At 70.0% G+C, this 18,204-nt stretch carries 15 protein-coding genes and 2 tRNA genes; 6 read left to right on the top strand and 11 right to left on the bottom strand.

Going from position 1 to position 18,204, the window contains the following annotated elements:
- Nucleotides 1-163 precede the first annotated feature (163 nt).
- A complete protein-coding gene (locus MKK60_RS25230; RefSeq protein WP_243988951.1) occupies nt 164-1,453 on the top strand; it encodes an NAD(P)/FAD-dependent oxidoreductase in 1,290 nt (429 codons plus the stop codon).
- 194 nt (nt 1,454-1,647) lie between these two features.
- Here the strand turns inward: MKK60_RS25230 and MKK60_RS25225 are convergent, their stop codons facing one another.
- The 8 genes from MKK60_RS25225 to MKK60_RS25190 form a co-directional block, all read right to left on the bottom strand.
- Nucleotides 1,648-1,947, bottom strand: coding sequence for a hypothetical protein (locus tag MKK60_RS25225; RefSeq protein ID WP_243988950.1), 300 nt, complete (start codon nt 1,945-1,947; stop codon nt 1,648-1,650).
- A 222-nt stretch (nt 1,948-2,169) separates the two neighbouring features.
- Nucleotides 2,170-2,245 (bottom strand) — tRNA-Val (locus MKK60_RS25220).
- Between the two features lie 63 nt (nt 2,246-2,308).
- Nucleotides 2,309-3,034 (bottom strand): aspartate/glutamate racemase family protein, encoded by a 726-nt coding sequence (locus tag MKK60_RS25215; RefSeq protein WP_243988949.1) that lies wholly within the window; start codon nt 3,032-3,034, stop codon nt 2,309-2,311.
- Nucleotides 3,035-3,114: 80 nt separating this feature from the next.
- A complete protein-coding gene (gene lon / locus MKK60_RS25210; RefSeq protein WP_147843594.1) occupies nt 3,115-5,529 on the bottom strand; it encodes an endopeptidase La in 2,415 nt (804 codons plus the stop codon).
- Between the two features lie 272 nt (nt 5,530-5,801).
- Nucleotides 5,802-7,073, bottom strand: a complete 1,272-nt coding sequence (gene clpX / locus MKK60_RS25205) for an ATP-dependent Clp protease ATP-binding subunit ClpX (RefSeq protein ID WP_147727615.1) — start codon at nt 7,071-7,073, stop codon at nt 5,802-5,804.
- Between the two features lie 232 nt (nt 7,074-7,305).
- On the bottom strand, nt 7,306-7,932 hold the full coding sequence (locus MKK60_RS25200) for an ATP-dependent Clp protease proteolytic subunit (RefSeq protein ID WP_147843596.1): 627 nt from the start codon (nt 7,930-7,932) through the stop codon (nt 7,306-7,308).
- 127 nt (nt 7,933-8,059) lie between these two features.
- Nucleotides 8,060-9,490: a trigger factor gene (gene tig, locus MKK60_RS25195; RefSeq protein ID WP_243988948.1), complete on the bottom strand. Its 1,431-nt coding sequence runs from the start codon at nt 9,488-9,490 to the stop codon at nt 8,060-8,062.
- 188 nt (nt 9,491-9,678) lie between these two features.
- A tRNA-Leu gene (locus MKK60_RS25190) sits at nt 9,679-9,763 on the bottom strand.
- A gap of 182 nt (nt 9,764-9,945) precedes the next feature.
- Between MKK60_RS25190 and MKK60_RS25185 the strand changes: the two genes are divergently transcribed.
- Entirely contained in the window at nt 9,946-11,409 is a 1,464-nt protein-coding gene (locus MKK60_RS25185) for a multicopper oxidase family protein (RefSeq protein WP_243988947.1), read from the top strand.
- Between the two features lie 50 nt (nt 11,410-11,459).
- Here the strand turns inward: MKK60_RS25185 and MKK60_RS25180 are convergent, their stop codons facing one another.
- Nucleotides 11,460-12,968, bottom strand: a complete 1,509-nt coding sequence (locus MKK60_RS25180; RefSeq protein WP_243988946.1) for an NAD(P)H-hydrate dehydratase — start codon at nt 12,966-12,968, stop codon at nt 11,460-11,462.
- Nucleotides 12,969-13,183: 215 nt separating this feature from the next.
- On the opposite strand from MKK60_RS25180, the gene MKK60_RS25175 reads away from it, so the two are divergent.
- Nucleotides 13,184-13,522 (top strand): P-II family nitrogen regulator, encoded by a 339-nt coding sequence (locus MKK60_RS25175; protein WP_147727910.1) that lies wholly within the window; start codon nt 13,184-13,186, stop codon nt 13,520-13,522.
- Nucleotides 13,523-13,544: 22 nt separating this feature from the next.
- Complete coding sequence (locus MKK60_RS25170; RefSeq protein ID WP_147727911.1) at nt 13,545-14,483, top strand: glutaminase; 939 nt, start codon at nt 13,545-13,547, stop codon at nt 14,481-14,483.
- A 139-nt stretch (nt 14,484-14,622) separates the two neighbouring features.
- Here MKK60_RS25170 and MKK60_RS25165 read toward each other — a convergent pair whose 3' ends face one another.
- Nucleotides 14,623-15,642 (bottom strand): glutamine synthetase beta-grasp domain-containing protein, encoded by a 1,020-nt coding sequence (locus tag MKK60_RS25165; protein ID WP_147727912.1) that lies wholly within the window; start codon nt 15,640-15,642, stop codon nt 14,623-14,625.
- Between the two features lie 349 nt (nt 15,643-15,991).
- Between MKK60_RS25165 and glnA the strand changes: the two genes are divergently transcribed.
- Nucleotides 15,992-17,401: a type I glutamate--ammonia ligase gene (gene glnA, locus MKK60_RS25160; RefSeq protein WP_147727913.1), complete on the top strand. Its 1,410-nt coding sequence runs from the start codon at nt 15,992-15,994 to the stop codon at nt 17,399-17,401.
- A 158-nt stretch (nt 17,402-17,559) separates the two neighbouring features.
- On the opposite strand, the gene MKK60_RS25155 is transcribed toward glnA, so the two are convergent.
- The gene (locus tag MKK60_RS25155; RefSeq protein ID WP_243988945.1) at nt 17,560-17,844 is read right to left on the bottom strand and encodes a hypothetical protein; all 285 of its coding nucleotides are present in this window, start codon (nt 17,842-17,844) and stop codon (nt 17,560-17,562) included.
- Between the two features lie 20 nt (nt 17,845-17,864).
- Between MKK60_RS25155 and MKK60_RS25150 the strand changes: the two genes are divergently transcribed.
- The gene (locus tag MKK60_RS25150; RefSeq protein WP_243988944.1) at nt 17,865-18,200 is read left to right on the top strand and encodes an RNase A-like domain-containing protein; all 336 of its coding nucleotides are present in this window, start codon (nt 17,865-17,867) and stop codon (nt 18,198-18,200) included.
- Nucleotides 18,201-18,204 lie beyond the last annotated feature (4 nt).

The following is an 18,204-nucleotide window of genomic DNA, read 5'->3' as shown; positions in this document are numbered from 1 at the left end:
GAGGGCGAACCCTGGGCTGACCGGGTTCGGCCGAGTGGATCGGCAGCGGTTCCGTCGCCCCCGGAGGTCGGGTCCGGTCGCGCACCGAGCGAACCGCGGCGCGGTGGCGCGCGTTCGAGCATCGACCGGACCGATCCGGGACGACCTCGAGGATGGAACCGGCATGGCAGAACCGACCCGCATCGTGATCGTCGGCGGCGGCATCGCCGGGATCACGGTGGCGACCGGCCTCGGCCGCCGCCTCGGCCGGAACGGGGCGGCGCAGGTCACCCTGGTCGACCGGGCCCTGTCCCATGTCTGGAAGCCGATGCTGCACACCTTCGCCGCCGGCACCGCGCTGCCGGACCGGCAGAAGCTGAGCTTGCTCGCGCAGGCCAAGGCCAACCATTTCCGCTTCCGGCTCGGCTCGCTGCAGGCCGTCGACCGTGCCGCGCGGCAGCTGACCCTCGCCCCCTTCGACGCGGAGGGCGCCGGGGCGGCCCTCGCGCCGACGCAGCTCGGCTACGACGTGCTGATCCTCGCCCTCGGCAGCCGCGCGAACGATTTCGGGACGCCGGGCGTGGCCGAGCATTGCGCCACGATCGACGACCTCTCCGACGCGGAAGCGCTGCACCGGCGCCTGCGCGGGCAGGTGCTGGCGGCGCTGCGCTCGGAGGCCAGCCTGCGGATCGCCATCGTCGGCGGCGGCGCCACCGGCGTCGAGTTCGCGGCCGAGCTGAAGCACGCCGTCGACGTGATCGCCGGCTACGGCACCGGCGCCTTGCGCGAAAAGCTCCGCCTCACCCTGATCGAGAGCGGCCCGCGCCTGCTCGCCGCCTTCCCCGATCGCGTTTCCCGGGCCGCGGCGGCCACCCTGGCCGACCTCGCGGTCGACGTGCGCACCGGCGCCCTGGTGACCGGCGCCGACGCCGCGGGCTTCACGCTGAAGGACGGCGGACGGATCGAGGCCGACATCAAGGTCTGGGCCGCCGGGGTGCGCGCGCCCGCGGTGCTCGCCCGGATCGAGGGGCTCGACCGGTCGCGCACCGGCCAGCTCGTGGTCGGCGACACCCTCCAGGCCACGCGCGACCCGGCGATCTTCGCGCTCGGCGACTGCGCCGCCTGCCCGCAGCCCGGCGCGGAGCATCCGGTGCCGGCGACCGCGCAGGCGGCCCACCAGCAGGCCCGGCACCTCGTGCGCCATTTCGAGGCGTGGCGGCGCGGCGGCGCGATGGCGCCGTTCCGCTATCGCGACAAGGGCGCGCTCGTGTCCCTGGCCGACTACAACGGCTGGGGCACGCTCGGGCGCTACACCTTCGGCGGCGGCCGCCTGCGCGGCCTGTTCGCGCGGCTCGCCCACGACCTACTCTACCGCCGGCACCAGGTCGGCCTGCTCGGCCCGTTCCGCGGCGCCCTCGCCTGGCTCGCCGACGACCTCGCCCACGCCGTCGGGCCGCCGGTGCGGCTGGACTGAGACGCCCGGCTCCGGGATCGGCCGGGCGGGCACGTCCCCGTGCGAGGTCGAGCCTGCCGTCGGCCGGCCGCATTCCGGTGTCGGACCGGCTTATGCCGGCCGCTCTCCATCGTGCGGAGACGGCGCGATCACGCCGGCCGGCACGGCGGGTGAACCGGGGCCGGATCGGGTGCCGCGGGGGGGCGTGTCGCGGGTCAGCGGTCCAGGGGCTGGCCGTCGCGGGGCGTGATGCCCTGCGAGCGCAGCTGTTGGTTCTGCTCGTTGATCTGGATCGGGTCCGGGCGACGCTGCGGCGCGCCCGGCAGCGTGATCGACGGACCGGCGACCGATTGCGCGGCAGCGGAGGGCGGGCACAGCAGCTGGCAGATCGGCACGTTGTCGGCGGTCGAGGAGCATCGCGCGACGGCGGTTCCCTGGACACAGGTGCAGCTGCACAGGGCGAGCGCCGGGACGGGCGCGATCGTGATGGCAAGCGCGAGGATGACGGTTCGCATGTCGCTGGTCCTGGGTGGCGCCTCCGGAGCCTAGAGCATCATTTCGCCCGAGGCGCCATCATCCCCCATCCGCGCGGCCGACGGGGATCGGAGCCCGAGGATCGCACGGACCGACGCGGCGCCGGCATCTCGTGGAGCGATCCGCGACGCCGGTCGCCGAGGCGCTTCCGAGGATCGAACGCCCGCTGGGTCCGACGACCCGCCCCGAGCCGTCGTGACGATTGGTGGGCGGTGAGGGACTCGAACCCCCGACCCTCTCCGTGTAAAGGAGACGCTCTACCAACTGAGCTAACCGCCCGCGCCCGCGTGGTACGGCATGCCGCGGCACCGAGGCAAGGCCGAGGCGCACGCGGCGCCCCCCCTACGCGCTGGCCAGGAGCTGCGCCAGGGCCGGGGACAGGCCGGCGCTGTCGATCGCCGGGCGGTCGGGCGGCGTGGGGCCGGGTCGGGCCGCGGCGGCGAGGACCGCGCGGGTGCCGGCCTCCACCGAGCACAGGACGGGGACCGGAACCGCGGGCTGGATGCGCTCGGCGAGGCCCGCCAAGCCGGCGCCGCCGAGGATCACCGTATCGGCCCCGTCCTCGTCGGCGCAGGCGCGGCAGGCGGCGATCAGGTCGGCCAGGGCCGCGTCCGGGTCGCGGTGAATCTCGCCGCCGGTGGCGTTTGTCGTGCGGAGACCGGCGAGCCGATCCGACAGGTCGAGGAGCGCGACGAACTCGCTCAGCATCGGCCGCCACGCCGTCCCCCCGGTGACGATCGCGAAGCGCCCGGCCGAGGCCGCCTCGCGGCAGGCGGCCTCGGCCATGCCGACGACCGGGACGGGGGCGATCTCGCGCAGCGCCAGCAGCCCGGGATCGCCAAAGCAGGCGAGGTAGACCGCATCGCATCCGGCCCCGTGCTCGGCGAAGGCGTCGAGCGCGGCGTGGCCGGCGATCGCCGCGGCGCTCCGGCTGGCGATGTAGCGGGCCCCGAAGCGGCCGGTCGCCGCCACGATCGTGGCGGCGGCCCCCGCGATCCGGCGGACATGCGCGGCGACGCGCTCGGTCACGGCCTCGGTGGTGTTGGGATTGATCACCAGGATGCGCATGGGCGGCCTTTCGCGGGGGACCATGCAAGCGAAAGGCCCCGGAGCGGTGCTCCGGGGCCTCGTCGTTCATGCTTGGGCGGTCAGTGGGCGACGAAGGCGGCGCCGTCCTCGGCCGACTTCTTGACCGGGATCACTTCCTCCCAGGCGATCGCCTCGGGCTGGCGCACCAGGGCGTGCTTGAGGACCTGATCCATCATCGCGACGGGGATGATCTCCATCCCGTTCTTCACGCTGTCGGGCACCTCGGCGATGTCCTTGGCGTTCTCCTCGGGGATCAGCACCGTCTTGATGCCGCCGCGGAGCGCGGCGAGCAGCTTCTCCTTCAAGCCGCCGATCGGCAGCACCCGCCCGCGGAGCGTGACCTCGCCGGTCATGGCGATGTCGCGGCGCACCGGGATGCCGGTGAAGGTCGAGACGATGGCGGTCGCCATGGCGATGCCGGCCGAGGGCCCGTCCTTCGGGGTCGCCCCCTCTGGCACGTGGACGTGGATGTCCCGGCGCTCGAACAGCGGCGGCTCGATGCCGAAGTCGAGCGCCCGCGAGCGGACGTAGCTCGCCGCCGCCGAGATCGACTCCTTCATCACGTCCTTCAGGTTGCCCGTGACCGTCATCTTGCCCTTGCCCGGCATCATGACGCCCTCGATCGTCAGCAACTCGCCGCCGACCTCGGTCCAGGCCAACCCGGTGACCACGCCGACCTGGTCGTCGGCATCGATCTCGCCGTAGCGGAACTTCGGCGGGCCGAGGAAGACCTGCAGGCGCTCGACGTCGATCTCGACGCTCTTCACCTTGGTGATGAGGATCTCCTTCACCGCCTTGCGGATCAGGTTCGACAGCTCGCGCTCGAGGTTGCGCACGCCCGCCTCCCGCGTGTAGCGGCGGACGAGCATCAGCAGGGCCTCGTCGTCGATCGACCATTCCTTGCTGTCCAGGCCGTGCTTCTTCAGCGCGTTCTGGATCAGGTGCTTGCGCGCGATCTCGACCTTCTCCTCCTCGGTGTACCCGGCGATGCGGATCACCTCCATGCGGTCCATCAGGGGCCCAGGGATGTTGAGGGTGTTGGCGGTCGTCACGAACATCACGTTCGACAGGTCGTAGTCGACCTCGAGGTAATGGTCGTTGAAGGTCGCGTTCTGCTCGGGGTCGAGAACCTCCAGCAGGGCGGCAGAGGGGTCACCGCGGAAATCCATGCCCATCTTGTCGATCTCGTCCAGCAGGATGAGCGGGTTCGAGGTCTTGGCCTTGCGCATCGACTGGACGATCTTGCCGGGCATCGAGCCGATGTAGGTCCGGCGGTGGCCGCGGATCTCGGCCTCGTCACGCACGCCGCCGAGCGACATCCGCACGAACTCGCGACCCGTCGCCTTGGCGATCGACTTGCCGAGCGAGGTCTTGCCGACGCCGGGGGGCCCGACGAGGCAGAGGATCGGCCCAGTGAGCTTGTTGGCCCGCTGCTGCACGGCGAGGTACTCGACGATCCGCTCCTTGACCTTCTCCAGACCGAAATGGTCGCCGTCGAGCAGGACCTGGGCGCCGAGGAGATCCTTCTTGATCTTCGAGCGCTTGTTCCACGGGATGCCGAGCATCCAGTCGAGGTAGTTGCGCACCACCGTCGCCTCGGCCGACATCGGCGACATCTGGCGCAGCTTCTTCAGCTCGGCCGACGCCTTCTCGCGGGCTTCCTTGGTGAACTTGGTCTTCTCGATCTTGTCCTCGAGCTCGGCCAGCTCGTCGCGGCCGTCCTCGTCGCCGAGTTCCTTCTGGATCGCCTTCATCTGCTCGTTGAGGTAGTACTCGCGCTGGGTCTTCTCCATCTGCCGCTTGACGCGGGTACGGATGCGCTTCTCCACCTGCAGCACGGAGATCTCGCTCTCCATCAGCGACAGCACGCGCTCCAGGCGCGCGGCCACCGTCGGCGTCTCCAGGATCGCCTGCTTGTCGGCGATCTTGACGAGGAGGTGCGAGCCGATCGTGTCGGCGAGCTTCGAGGGCTCCTCGATCTGCGTGACCGCGGAGACGACCTCGGGCGAGATCTTCTTGTTGAGCTTGACGTAGTTCTCGAACTCCGAGAGCACCGAGCGCGCGAGCGCCTCGGCCTCGACCTTGTCGCCGAGCTCGTCGACCAGGGCCTCGGCCTCGGCCTCGTAGTACTCGTCCGAGCGGGTGAAGCCGGTGATCTTGGCACGGCCGCCGCCCTCGACCAGCACCTTCACGGTGCCGTCGGGCAGCTTCAGGAGCTGCAGCACGGAGGCGAGCGTCCCGATCGTGTAGATCGCGTCGGTGGCCGGGTCGTCGTCGCCGGCGTTGATCTGGGTGGCGAGCAGGATGTGGCGGTCGGTCTTGACCGCCTCCTCGAGCGCGCGGATGGACTTCTCGCGACCCACGAACAAGGGCACGATCATGTGCGGGAAGACGACGATGTCGCGCAACGGCAGGACGGCGTAGGAGCCGGTCGAGCCCGGAACGACCGGCTGGCGGGATTTCGATTGGGTCATCGTTGACTTCCTCATGAGGGACGCCGGGCGGTCGCTCCTCCGATTCGGAGCAAGCTTCCTGCCAGGGGCCGACCGGGCCGCGAGGGTCGGGATAGGTCTGCTGGAGACTTTGCGGCTGGTGGCGCGGCACCGCCCCTCAAGGGAGGCAGCGGCCACTGCGCTGAGCCTCAGGTGGTTTTCCAGGAGCCCCGTTTCAAGGTGCCCACCTGTCGCGGGCCGATCCGTGATCGGCCCGCTCCATCAAGGACTTAGCGCATGTGCGCCGGCGCACGTCAGGCGCTGACGCTGGCCGGCGCTTCCTTGTTGCGGTCGCCGTGGATGAAGAGCGGGCGCGACTTGCCCTCGACCACCTCGGGGCCGATCACGACCTGCTCCACCGAGTCGAGGCCCGGCAGGTCGTACATCGTGTCGAGGAGGATCGTCTCCAGGATGGAGCGCAGGCCGCGGGCGCCGGTCTTGCGCTCGATCGCCTTGCGGGCGACGAGCGACAGCGCCTCGTCCTGGAACGTCAGGTCGACGTTCTCCATCTCGAACAGCCGCTGGTACTGCTTCACCAGGGCGTTCTTCGGCTCCTGGAGGATCTTCTTGAGGGCGTCCTCGTCGAGGTCCTCGAGCGTCGCCAGCACGGGAAGGCGGCCGACGAACTCGGGGATGAGGCCGAACTTCAGCAGGTCCTCGGGCTCGACCGAGCGGAACACCTCGCCGGTGCGCCGGTCGTCGGGGGCCTGCACGGTCGCGCCGAAGCCGATCGAGGTGCCCTTGCCGCGCGCCGAGATGATCCGCTCGAGCCCGGCGAAGGCGCCGCCGCAGATGAACAGGATGTTGGTCGTGTCGACCTGCAGGAACTCCTGCTGCGGGTGCTTGCGGCCGCCCTGCGGAGGCACGGAGGCGACGGTGCCTTCCATGATCTTCAGGAGCGCCTGCTGCACGCCCTCGCCCGAGACGTCGCGGGTGATCGAGGGGTTGTCGGACTTGCGCGAGATCTTGTCGATCTCGTCGATGTAGACGATGCCGCGCTGCGCCCGCTCGACGTTGTAGTCCGAGGCCTGGAGCAGCTTGAGGATGATGTTCTCGACGTCCTCGCCGACGTAGCCCGCCTCGGTCAGCGTGGTCGCGTCCGCCATGGTGAACGGCACGTCGAGGATGCGGGCCAGCGTCTGCGCGAGCAGCGTCTTGCCCGAGCCCGTCGGCCCGATCAGCATGATGTTGGACTTGGCCAGCTCGACGTCGTTGTGCTTGGTCGCGTGGGCGAGGCGCTTGTAGTGGTTGTGCACCGCGACCGAGAGGACCTTCTTCGCGAAGTCCTGGCCGATGACGTAGTCGTCGAGGACGCGCCGGATCTCCTTCGGCGTGGGCACGCCGTCGCGGCTCTTCACCAGGGAGGATTTCGACTCCTCGCGGATGATGTCCATGCACAGCTCGACGCACTCGTCGCAGATGAACACCGTCGGGCCCGCGATCAGCTTGCGGACCTCGTGCTGGCTCTTGCCGCAAAACGAGCAGTACAGCGTGCTCTTGGAGTCGGTGCCGCCAGTCTTGCTCATATCGGTCTCCGATTCGTGCGTGCGCTGCCAGCCGGGGGCACACGCGCATCGTTTACAAGTAAGGGAATCCGCTTAAAGAAAAAGTCACCTGCGCGTCTTTGCCTGGGGTCCCTCGCGAACCGGTCGCCGCGAACCCCGATGCAAACACGCGGCCGCGGCGGGATCAAGGCCGCGATCGCCACACCCCTCCCCCGGCGACGCCGCGGCCGCCGGGCGAGGGCATGCGGCCTCCTCAGGCGGCGGCCGGCTCGGGCCGCTTCTGGATGACCTCGTCGATCAGGCCGAACTCCTTGGCCGCATCGGCGGTCATGAAGTTGTCGCGCTCCAGCGCCTGGACGATCGAGTCGTAGTCGCGCCCGGTGTGCTTCACGTAGATCTCGTTGAGGCGCTTCTTCAGCGCCTCGATCTCGCGGGCGTGGATCAGGATGTCGGTGGCCTGGCCCTGGAACCCGCCGGACGGCTGGTGGACCATGATGCGGGCGTTGGGCAGGGCGAAGCGGTGGCCCGGCTCGCCGGCGGTGAGGAGCAGCGAGCCCATCGAGGCGGCCTGGCCGACGCAGAGCGTCGTCACCGGGCAACGGATGAACTGCATCGTGTCGTAGATCGACAGGCCCGAGGTCACCACGCCGCCGGGCGAGTTGATGTAGAAGGAGATCTCCTTCTTCGGGTTCTCAGCCTCGAGGAACAGCAGCTGCGCGACGATCAGCGACGCGCCGTAATCCTCGACCGGTCCGGTGAGGAAGATGATCCGCTCGCGCAGCAGTCGCGAGTAGATGTCGAACGCCCGCTCGCCGCGGCTCGACTGCTCGACCACCATGGGCACGAGCGCGCTGTTATAATAGTCGACCGGATCTCTCATCATGGCCTTTTGGGCTCCAAGGGGCCCAGCCCTCCGCGAATCACGGAGAGGCCGGGCGCGTCAGCGAACGACGGCATTCCTTAACGCCGCCTAACCATATGCCCGCCGCCTCGAGACGAGCGCGGGCTCAGTCGGCCTTCGATTCAGCCGGCGCCGCCTCGGCGGACGTCGAGTCGGCCGACTTGGCGTCGGCCTTCCCGTCGCCGGCGTCGTCGGCTTCCTCGTCGGCGAAGAGCGTCTCCTTCGAGACGGGCTCCTCCACCAGCTTGACCTGGCCGAGGACGTGGTCGACGACCTTCTCCTCGAACAGCGGCGCCCGAAGCTCGGCGAGCGCCTGCGCATTCTTCCGGTAGAAATCCCAGACCTGCTGCTCCTGGCCCGGGAACTGCCGGACCCGGGCGATGAGGGCCTGGTTCACCTCTTCGTCGGAGACCTTGATATCGGCGCTCTCGCCGACCTGCGCAAGCACCAAGCCGAGGCGCACGCGACGCTCGGCGATCTTGCGGTACTCGGCGGTGGCCTTCTCCTCGGTGGTGTCCTCGTCCTCGAAGGTCTTGCCGCGGGCCTTCAGGTCCTGCTCGACCTGGGCCCAGACGCTGGCGAATTCCTGCGCGACGAGCGAGGGCGGCAGGTCGAAGGCGTAGCGGCCGTCGAGCGCGTCGAGGAGCTCCTTCTTGAGCTTGCGGCGCGAGGCCGCCTCGAAGTCGGTACCGATCGCCTTGGCCACCGCCTCCTTGAGCGCGTCGAGGGAGTCGAGGCCCATGCCCTTGGCGAAGTCGTCGTCGATCTTGGCCTCGCCCGGCGCCTGGATCTTGGTGACGGTCACGTCGAACTCGGCGTCCTTGCCGGCGAGTTGCTCGGCGCCGTAGGCCTCCGGGAAGGTCGCCTTGACGAGGCGCTGCTCGCCGACCTTGGCGCCGACCAGCGCCTCCTCGAAGCCGGGGATGAAGGAGTTCGAGCCGAGCTCGAGATCGATGCCCTCGCCCTTGCCGCCCTCGAACTCGGTGCCGTCGATGCGGCCGACGAAGTCGATGGTGAGGCGGTCGCCGGTCTCGGCGGCCGCGCCGGCGTCGCGCTCGGTGAACGGGCGGCTCTGGCCGGCCATGCGCTCCAGCGCCTCGTTCACTTCGGTGTCCGAGGGGGTGGCGACCAGCTTGGTCAGGCTGACGTCGGAGAGGTCGGCGAGCTCGAAGCTCGGCAGCACCTCGAGGGCGACCTTGAACGAGAGGTCGGCCTTGGCGTCGAGCGCCTTCTCGACCACCGACCGGTCGGAGGGGAACTCGATCTGCGGCTCGAGGGCGAGCTTGAGGCCGTTGTCGGCGACGATCTTCTGGTTCGCCTCGTTGACGGCGTTCTGCACCACGTCGGCCATCACCGAGCGGCCGTAGACCTTGCGCAGGTGCGCCACCGGCACCTTGCCCGGCCGGAAGCCCTTGAGCTGGACCTTGTCCTTCATGCCCGACAGCTCGGTGTTCAGGCGATCCTCGAGCTCGCTCGCGGCGAGGGACACCTGAAACGTGCGCTTCAGCCCCTCGGAGTGTGTCTCGGTCACCTGCATCGTCGTCGCTCTCAAAGTCCGTGTGATCGTATGCGCGAGCATCCGGGTGCGGCCCTTGCTGAGGCCTGACGGAGTCGCGGGTTCGGTACGGGGAAGCGGGACCGCGCGAGGCGAACGGCATCCGCTGGGCGGAGCCGGCCGCCCGCGTCCGCACAGGGATCGGCCGTTTCCGTTTCCGACGGCGGAGCTGGTGCGGGCGGAGGGGCTCGAACCCCCACGTCTTGCGACACTGGAACCTAAATCCAGCGCGTCTACCAGTTCCGCCACGCCCGCGAGCGCCGATGCCCGGCGCGTGTCCGGCCGCCGGAGGGCGGGTCTATAGCATGCGAGGCACAGGCCGCAGCAAAAAACTTGCGGGTCCGAAACGGTGGCGCCGCGCGGGGGCGGCGGCTACAAGCGGCGGCCCCGGAATCCGCCCCGGATTCCGCGCGCGCGCCCCGCCGCTCCGAGGTTCCATGCCGACAGCCCGATCCGCGCCGCCGACCGAATCTCGACACGGCGCGTCGCGTCGGGCGCTCTTCCTGGGAAGCGCCGCGTTCCTCCTGCTCCCGCGGGCCGGCCGGGCCCAGGGCAAGCCCGCGGCGCCTGCGCCGGGGGCGCCGACCGCGCCGCTGCCGGAGCCGCGCGCCGCGAAGGCGGCGCCGTCCAAGACGCGCTTCCGGCCCGAGCCCGCCCCCGAGACCGCCGTATGGTCGTTCGACGGGACCTCGGCGCCTCCGACGTTCCGGGTGAAGCTCGGCGAGGCCGTGCGCGTGCGGGTCGAGAACAGGACCGACAAGCCGCTCTCGCTGCACTGGCACGGGGTGCGCAACAAGAACGCCATGGACGGCGTCGGCGGCGTGACGCAGGCGCCGATCGCGCCCGGCGCCGACTTCACCTACGATTTCGTGCCGCCCGACGCCGGCACCTTCCTGGTCCGTCCGCTCGTGGTCGGCGGATCGAGCGAGCCGTCCGGCCGGGGGCTCGCCGGCTTCCTGGTCGTGGAGGAGAAGGCGCCCCCCGCGGTCGAGGCCGACGTGTCGCTGCTGATGCAGGACTGGCGCCTGCAGGACGACGGCGCGCTGCTGCCCTTCGGCCAGACCGCGTTCGCGGCGAGCAACGGCCGGCTCGGCAACCTCGTGACCATCAACGGTGCCAACGTGCCGGCCACCTTCGAGGCGCGGCCGGGCAGCCGGATCCGGGTGCGGCTCGGCAACGCCTGCAACGCCCGGGCGACCCGCATCCGCTTCGAGGGCCTGAAGGTCTACGTCGCGGCCGTCGACGGCCAGCCGACCGACACGTTCGAGCCGCTGCGCGCGACGCTGCCGTTCCCGCCCGGCACCCGCTACGACCTGCTGATCGACCTGCCGGCGGAGGCCGACGCGAAGGGGGCGATCACCGCGCTGGTCGGCCAGGGCCTGCAGCTCGCCACCGTCGTCACCAAGGGCTCGGCCATCACCGAGAAGCGGCCGCCGATCGGGCCGATCGGCGAGAACCCGCTGCTGCCGCGCGAGGTCAAGCTGCAGAACGCGCTGCGCCGCGACGTGGTGATCACCGGCGGCGCCAGCCTCTCGAAGGACAAGCCCGAGGCGGAGCCGGCCTATTCCGGGGACGCCAACCGGATCTGGTCGGTCAACGGCACCAGCGCGACCGCGGGCCTCGCGCCGATCTTCACGGTGAAGCGCGGCCAGGTGGTGGTGCTGGCCTTGCGCAACGAGACCGCGTTCCCGCAGGCGCTGCACCTGCACGGCCACGTCTTCCGCCTGCTCCACCCCCTCGACGACGGCTGGGAGCCCTACTGGCTCGACACCTTCCAGCTCCTCGAAGGCCGCACCGCCCGCATCGCCTTCCAGGCCGACAATCCCGGCCGCTGGCTGATCAGCGCGACGGTGCTGGAGCGGTTCGACACCGGGCTGTGGACCTGCTTCGAGGTGACGTGACGCATCCCGCTTCTTCCCTCCCCCTTTGCGGGGGAGGGAAAAGACCGTCGTCACCCTCCAAGCTCTTCCAGAACCGCCGCCAGCACCGCCGGCATCAACTCCGGAATATCCTCGGCGATCAGCCCCGGGCCGTGGCGCAAGCCGGCATCGCCGTGGAGCCAGGCCGCGGCGCAGGCCGCCTCGAACGGCGGCATGCCCTGGGCCAGGAGCCCCGCGACCAGGCCGGCGAGCACGTCGCCCGAGCCGGCGGTGCCGAGCCACGGCGTGGCGTGGTCGTTGATCGCGGCGCGGCCGTCGGGGGCGGCCACCACCGTGTCGGGGCCCTTGAGCACCACCACGGCGCCGACCCGTGCGGCGGCGCGGCGGGCCTGCTCGAGCTTGCCGACCTCCGCAACGGCGTCGGTGCCCGCGAACAGTTTCGCGAACTCGCCCGCATGCGGGGTCAGCACCGCCTTCGCGTCGCCGTCGGCGAGGTGGGCGGCGAGCAGGGCCGCCTGCTTGGAAAAGCTCGTCAGCGCATCGGCGTCGAGCACGAGGCCGCGCCCGGCGGCGGCCGCCACCGCGACGAGGTCGCGCGTCGCCTCGCCGACGCCGAGGCCGGGACCCGCCAGGATCGCGTTGATGCGCTCGTCGGTGAGCAGGTCGTCGAGGTCGTCGGCGGAGTCGCACGGCCGCAGCATGATCGCGGTGAGGTGGGCGGCGTTCTCCGCCAGCGCCCGCTCGGGCGAGGCCACCGTGACGAGCCCGGCCCCGATCCGCAGCGCGCCGCGGGCGGCCAGCCGCGCCGCGCCGGTGCGGGTGGCCGGCCCCGACAGCACGAGGGCGTGGCCGCGGGTGTACTTGTGGCTCGCATCGGCGAGCCGCGGCAGGCGCGCGCCCCAGACCTCCGGTCCGTTGCGGAACGCCGGCGCGCCGACCGCGAGCCCGGCCGCGAACGCCGCCGGGCCGGTGCCGATCCCGGCGACGTGCAGCCGGCCGCACAGGCCGCGGCCGGGCTGAAGCCGGTGGCCGGGCTTCTCCGCGACGAACGTGACGGTCTCGACCGCCCGGACCGCGAAGCCGCGGACGGCGCCGGTATCGCCGTCGACCCCGCTCGGCACGTCGACCGCCAGCACCGGGCGCCCGGACGCCGCGACCCGCTCGAGCGCATGGCGGGCCGGCCCTTCGAGGTCGCGCGACAGGCCGGCGCCGAACAGCGCATCGACGACGAGGTCGGCGCGCGACGGCTCGGCCTCCGCCAAGCCCAGCACCGTCCCGGTCCACGCCGCCGCGGCCTCGGCCGCATCGCCCGAGAGGGCGTCGCGGGGGCCGAGCAGGGCGAGATCGACGCCGTGCCCGGCCTCGGCGAGCAGGCGGGCCGCGACGAACCCGTCGCCGCCGTTGTTGCCGGGGCCGCACAGGACGAGCACCCGGCCGCCCGGGGTCAGGTGCGCCCGCGCCCGCTCCGCCACCGCGGCGCCGGCCGCCCGCATCAGGGCGATGCCCGGCGTGCCCCCGGCGATCGCCGTCGCATCGACGGTCCTCATCGCGTCGACCGTCATCAGGCGTGAGCCGTCCATCGCGTCACTTCCGTCCCGTTCGAACCCACGCTGCCCGTGCACGGTCCAGCCGATGCCCAAACAATCGGCCCTCACGGTGAAATTGCCTAAACGATTTGCATTTCATGCAACCAGAATGGGCAGTTTCCCCGGGGGCGGGTTGAAAACGGCGTGGCGGCCGGACCGGCGGAGTGATAGAAATTCGGCATCATAGAGCGCAGGTTGGGCCGTCCGGCATGAAGAAGATCGAAGCGATCATCAAGCCCTTCAAGCTCGACGAGGTGAAGGAGGCGCTCCAGGAGGTCGGCCTCCAGGGCATCACCGTGATCGAGGCCAAGGGCTTCGGCCGCCAGAAGGGCCACACCGAGCTGTATCGCGGCGCGGAATACGTCGTCGACTTCCTGCCCAAGGTGAAGCTCGAGATCGTGCTCTCGGACGCGCTGGTCGAGGGCGCCGTCGAGGCGATCCGCAAGTCGGCCCAGACCGGCCGCATCGGCGACGGCAAGATCTTCGTCTCGACCATCGAGGAGGCGATCCGCATCCGCACCGGCGAGACCGGGCCGGACGCGATCTGAGCCCCGCGCCGGGAGGCGGCGCGTGAGCCTCGCTCCGCACCTGCGCAGCGTGGTCGAGGAGATCGCCTACGAGATGCGGCAGCGCTCCGACCGGGGCACGGTCGCGCGCTACATCCCCGAGCTCGCCCGCGTCGACCCGCAGGCCTTCGGCCTCGTCGTGATCGATGCCGACGGCACCATCGCCGCGGCCGGCGACAGCGAGACCCCGTTCTCGATCCAGAGCGTGTCGAAGGTCTTCACCCTGACGCTCGCGCTCGGCATGGTCGGCGACGCCCTGTGGAAGCGCGTCGGGCGCGAGCCCTCGGGCAGCCCGTTCAACTCGATCGTGCAGCTGGAGCGCGAGCAGGGCGTTCCGCGCAACCCCTTCATCAATGCCGGCGCGATCGCGGTGACCGACGTGATCCTGTCCGGCCACCAGCCGCGCGAGGCGCTGGGCGAGATCCTGCGCTTCATGCAGGCGCTCGCCAACGACCCGACCATCGCCATCGACGAGGCGGTGGCGGCGTCCGAGAAGCGCACCGGCTTCCGCAACGTGGCGCTGGCCAACTACATGAAGTCCTTCGGCGTGGTCGAGAACCCGGTCGACTACACGCTCGGCGTCTACTTCCACCATTGCGCGATCAGCATGTCGTGCCGGCAGCTCGCCACGGCGGGGCGCTTCCTGGCCCATTCCGGCCGGAACCCCGCCACCGGCCTGTCGGTGATCCCGCCCGAGCGCGCGCGCCGCATCAACGCAGTGATGCTGACCTGCGGCCACTACGACGGCTCGGGCGAGTTCGCCTACCGGGTCGGCCTGCCGGGCAAGAGCGGCGTCGGCGGCGGCATCCTGGCGATCGCCCCGGGCCGGGCCTCGATCGCGGTCTGGTCGCCCGGCCTCGACGAATCCGGCAACTCGCATCTCGGCCGGATCGCGCTGGAAAGCCTGACCAAGCGCATGGGCTGGTCGATCTTCGGCGCGTGAGCTCTCCGCGAAGCGCCGAAGGGCCTCTTCTCCCCTCCGGGAGAGGGGGGTCCGCGTTCCGACCGGCACGCGCCCGGGGAACGAAAGACGGCGCGGATCCGAAGACCCGCGCCGCCGCGTAAGGCCGAAATCCCGGACCTCAGTGGGTCGGAACCGACTCGACCGTCTTCAGGATCTGCGAGGCGATCTGGTAGGGGTCCCCCTGGCTGTTGGGACGGCGGTCTTCCAGGTAGCCCTTGTAGTCGTTGTTGACGAAGGAGTGCGGCACGCGGATCGAGGCGCCGCGGTCGGCCACGCCGTAGGAGAACTGGTTGATCGCCGCGGTCTCGTGCTTGCCGGTCAGCCGCATGTGGTTGTCGGGGCCGTAGACGGCGATGTGGTCGTCGAGGTTCTCCTTGAACGCCGCCATCAGCTTCTCGAAGTATTCCTTGCCGCCGGTCTCGCGGAGGTAGGTGGTCGAGAAGTTGGCGTGCATGCCCGAGCCGTTCCAGTCGGTGTCGCCGAGCGGCTTGCAGTGGTACTCGACGTCGATGCCGTACTTCTCGCACAGGCGCTGCAGCAGGTAGCGCGCGACCCACATCTCGTCGGCGGCCTTCTTGGAGCCCTTGCCGAAGATCTGGAACTCCCACTGGCCCTTGGCCACCTCGGCGTTGATGCCCTCGTGGTTGATGCCGGCGTCGAGGCAGAGGTCGAGGTGCTCCTCGACGATCTGGCGCGCGATCGGGCCGACGTTCGAGTAGCCGGCGCCGCAATAGTACGGGCCCTGCGGCGCGGGGTAGCCGGTCGACGGGAAGCCGAGCGGGCGGCCGTCCTTGTAGAAGAAGTATTCCTGCTCGAAGCCGAACCAGGCGCCCGGGTCGTCGTGGATGGTGGCGCGCTTGTTCGACGGGTGCGGGGTCTTGCCGTCCGGCATCATCACTTCGCACATCACCAGCACGCCGTTCTTGCGCGTGGAATCGGGGAAGTGGCGCACGGGCTTGAGCATGCAGTCGGACGAGCCGCCCTCGGCCTGCAGGGTCGATGAGCCGTCGAAGCCCCAGAGCGGGAGCTGCTCGAGGGTCGGGAAGCCGTCGAAGTCCTTGATCTGGGTCTTGCCGCGAAGATTCGGGACCGGCGTGTACCCGTCGAGCCACAAATACTCGAGTTTGTATTTCGTCATTCCGAGTCTCTCGTCCGTTAACGATGAAAAGCCAGCGGGAACGGCAGCCGCTCCGGGGCTTCCGACGACCGAGACCCCGCTAGCAGGGACCGTGCCAGCGAAACGCCGTCCCGCCGGCGGTTCCCGTCCCCGCGCGGCCGAGGCAGTCAACTCCGCGTGAGCGTCGGGCTCGGAGGGGGCCGGTTCGCGTGACTCGGGCGCGGGCGATGCGGCGGCACCGCCCGTCGTCCAAGGCGACGACGATTTCCCGGCCCCTTCGGTTGGCACGACGGCGTCGCGGGCTGTATGGAGCCCACGTCCGGCGCACTGCACGGTGCGGCGGCCCACGAATGTCAGGAGGACGTCCACGATGACGACAGCGGCCGAGGTGCTCAAGACCATCCGGGACAACGACGTCAAGTATGTCGACTTCCGGTTCACGGACCCGCGCGGCAAGTGGCAGCACGTCACCTTCGACGTCAGCCTGGTGGACGACGAGATCTTCGAGGAAGGCACGATGTTCGACGGCTCGTCGATCGCCGGCTGGAAGGCGATCAACGAATCCGACATGCTGCTGATGCCTGACCCGGCGACCGCCACGATGGACCCGTTCTTCTCGGCGGCCACCATGGTCATCGTCTGCGACGTGCTCGAGCCCTCGACCGGCGCGCCCTACCCGCGCGACCCGCGCGGCACCGCCAAGCTCGCCGAGGCCTATCTCAAGTCCACCGGCATCGGCGACACGATCTACGTCGGCCCGGAGGCCGAGTTCTTCGTCTTCGACGACGTGAAGTTCGGCGCCGACCCGTACCACACCGGCTTCCAGCTCGATTCGACCGAGCTGCCCACCAACGGCTTCACCGACTACGAGGGCGGCAACCTCGGCCACCGCGTCGCCACCAAGGGCGGCTACTTCCCGGTGCCGCCGCAGGATTCGGCCCAAGACATGCGCGGCGAGATGCTGGCCGCGATGCAGGGCATGGGCGTGAAGGTGGAGAAGCACCACCACGAGGTCGCCAGCGCCCAGCACGAGCTCGGCATGAAGTTCGACACGCTGACGCTGCTCGCCGACCACATGCAGATCTACAAGTACTGCATCCACAACGTGGCGCAGAGCTTCGGCAAGACTGCGACCTTCATGCCGAAGCCCGTCTTCGGCGACAACGGCTCGGGCATGCACGTGCACCAGTCGATCTGGAAGGACGGCAAGCCGATCTTCGCCGGCGACAAGTATGCCGGCCTCTCCCAGGAATGCCTGTGGTACATCGGCGGCATCATCAAGCACGCCAAGGCCCTGAACGCCTTCACCAACCCGTCGACCAACTCCTACAAGCGCCTGGTGCCGGGCTACGAGGCCCCCGTGCTGCTCGCCTACTCGGCGCGCAACCGCTCGGCCTCCTGCCGCATCCCGTGGACGAAGAGCCCGAAGGCCAAGCGCGTCGAGGTCCGCTTCCCCGATCCGATGGCCAACCCCTACCTCGCCTTCTCGGCGCTGCTGATGGCCGGGCTCGACGGCATCCTCAACAAGATCGATCCGGGCGCGGCCATGGACAAGGATCTCTACGACCTGCCCCCGCGCGAGCTGAAGAAGATCCCCACCGTCTGCGGCTCGTTGCGCGAGGCGCTGCAGAACCTCGACCGCGACCGCGCCTTCCTCAAGGCCGGCGACGTCTTCACCGACGACCAGATCGACTCGTTCATCGCCCTGAAGATGGAGGAGGTCATGCGCTACGAGATGACCCCGCACCCGGTCGAGTTCACGATGTACTACTCGCTCTGAGGCCGGGGCGGGCTCGACGCCCGCTCCCATCGCCCACGACGAAGCGCCGGAGCCTCTTCGAGGCTCCGGCGCTTCGCGTTTGAGAACCGCGATGAGAGTCTTCTGACTATATTCCTATACAGGAATATAGGAAGATCCGAGGGGTGCAGTCCATGGCGTCAGGCGCGACGGGCCTTTTGCGGGCGAGATGGCTGATCGCCGCGTACCGCGTGGAGGTCGCCTTCCTGCGGTTGCGCCTGTCGCTGCGTGCGTATCACGCCGACCAACCCCGCGTGCCGGCCGGGAACCCGAACGGGGGCCAATAGACGGATGGCGATACGGGCGACGGGCATGATTCCGCCGACGATGCGCGGATCGTTCACGTCTCGGACGATGCCGACCGCCGGTACAGGGTCTTGCTCTCCGAGGAAGAGGCGCGCGGCGGGCATACGCTTCGCGAGCATGTGGCAAGACGGATGCGGAGATGATGGGTCGCGTCCTGGCCAGCAGAAGGACGTTCCCGGTCATCAGTTACGGCCTGAAGCGCGATGGCTCGTTCGAGTCGGTGGAGACTGCGAACGACTTTATCAATCGGACACTGGAGCAGAATGCTGCGGAGGTCGATGACGTCGCAACCGGTAGAAGAGACGATGCCTTCATGACATCCCGTTTCGGATACAGAACCGGGCGGGAAGCCTACACGGCGGGGCAGCTCGAGCCGTATCTGCGCACGACCTACGGTGTCGGAATGTTCATCGTTCACGATCCGGGCAGTCCCCGCGGGTACCGCATCCATACCGCCTATCCGCGCAACGACTGAGATC

This window comes from Methylobacterium sp. J-092, assembly GCF_022829325.1.
Classification (GTDB): domain Bacteria; phylum Pseudomonadota; class Alphaproteobacteria; order Rhizobiales; family Beijerinckiaceae; genus Methylobacterium.
This window is presented reverse-complemented; position numbering and strand designations above follow the sequence as displayed.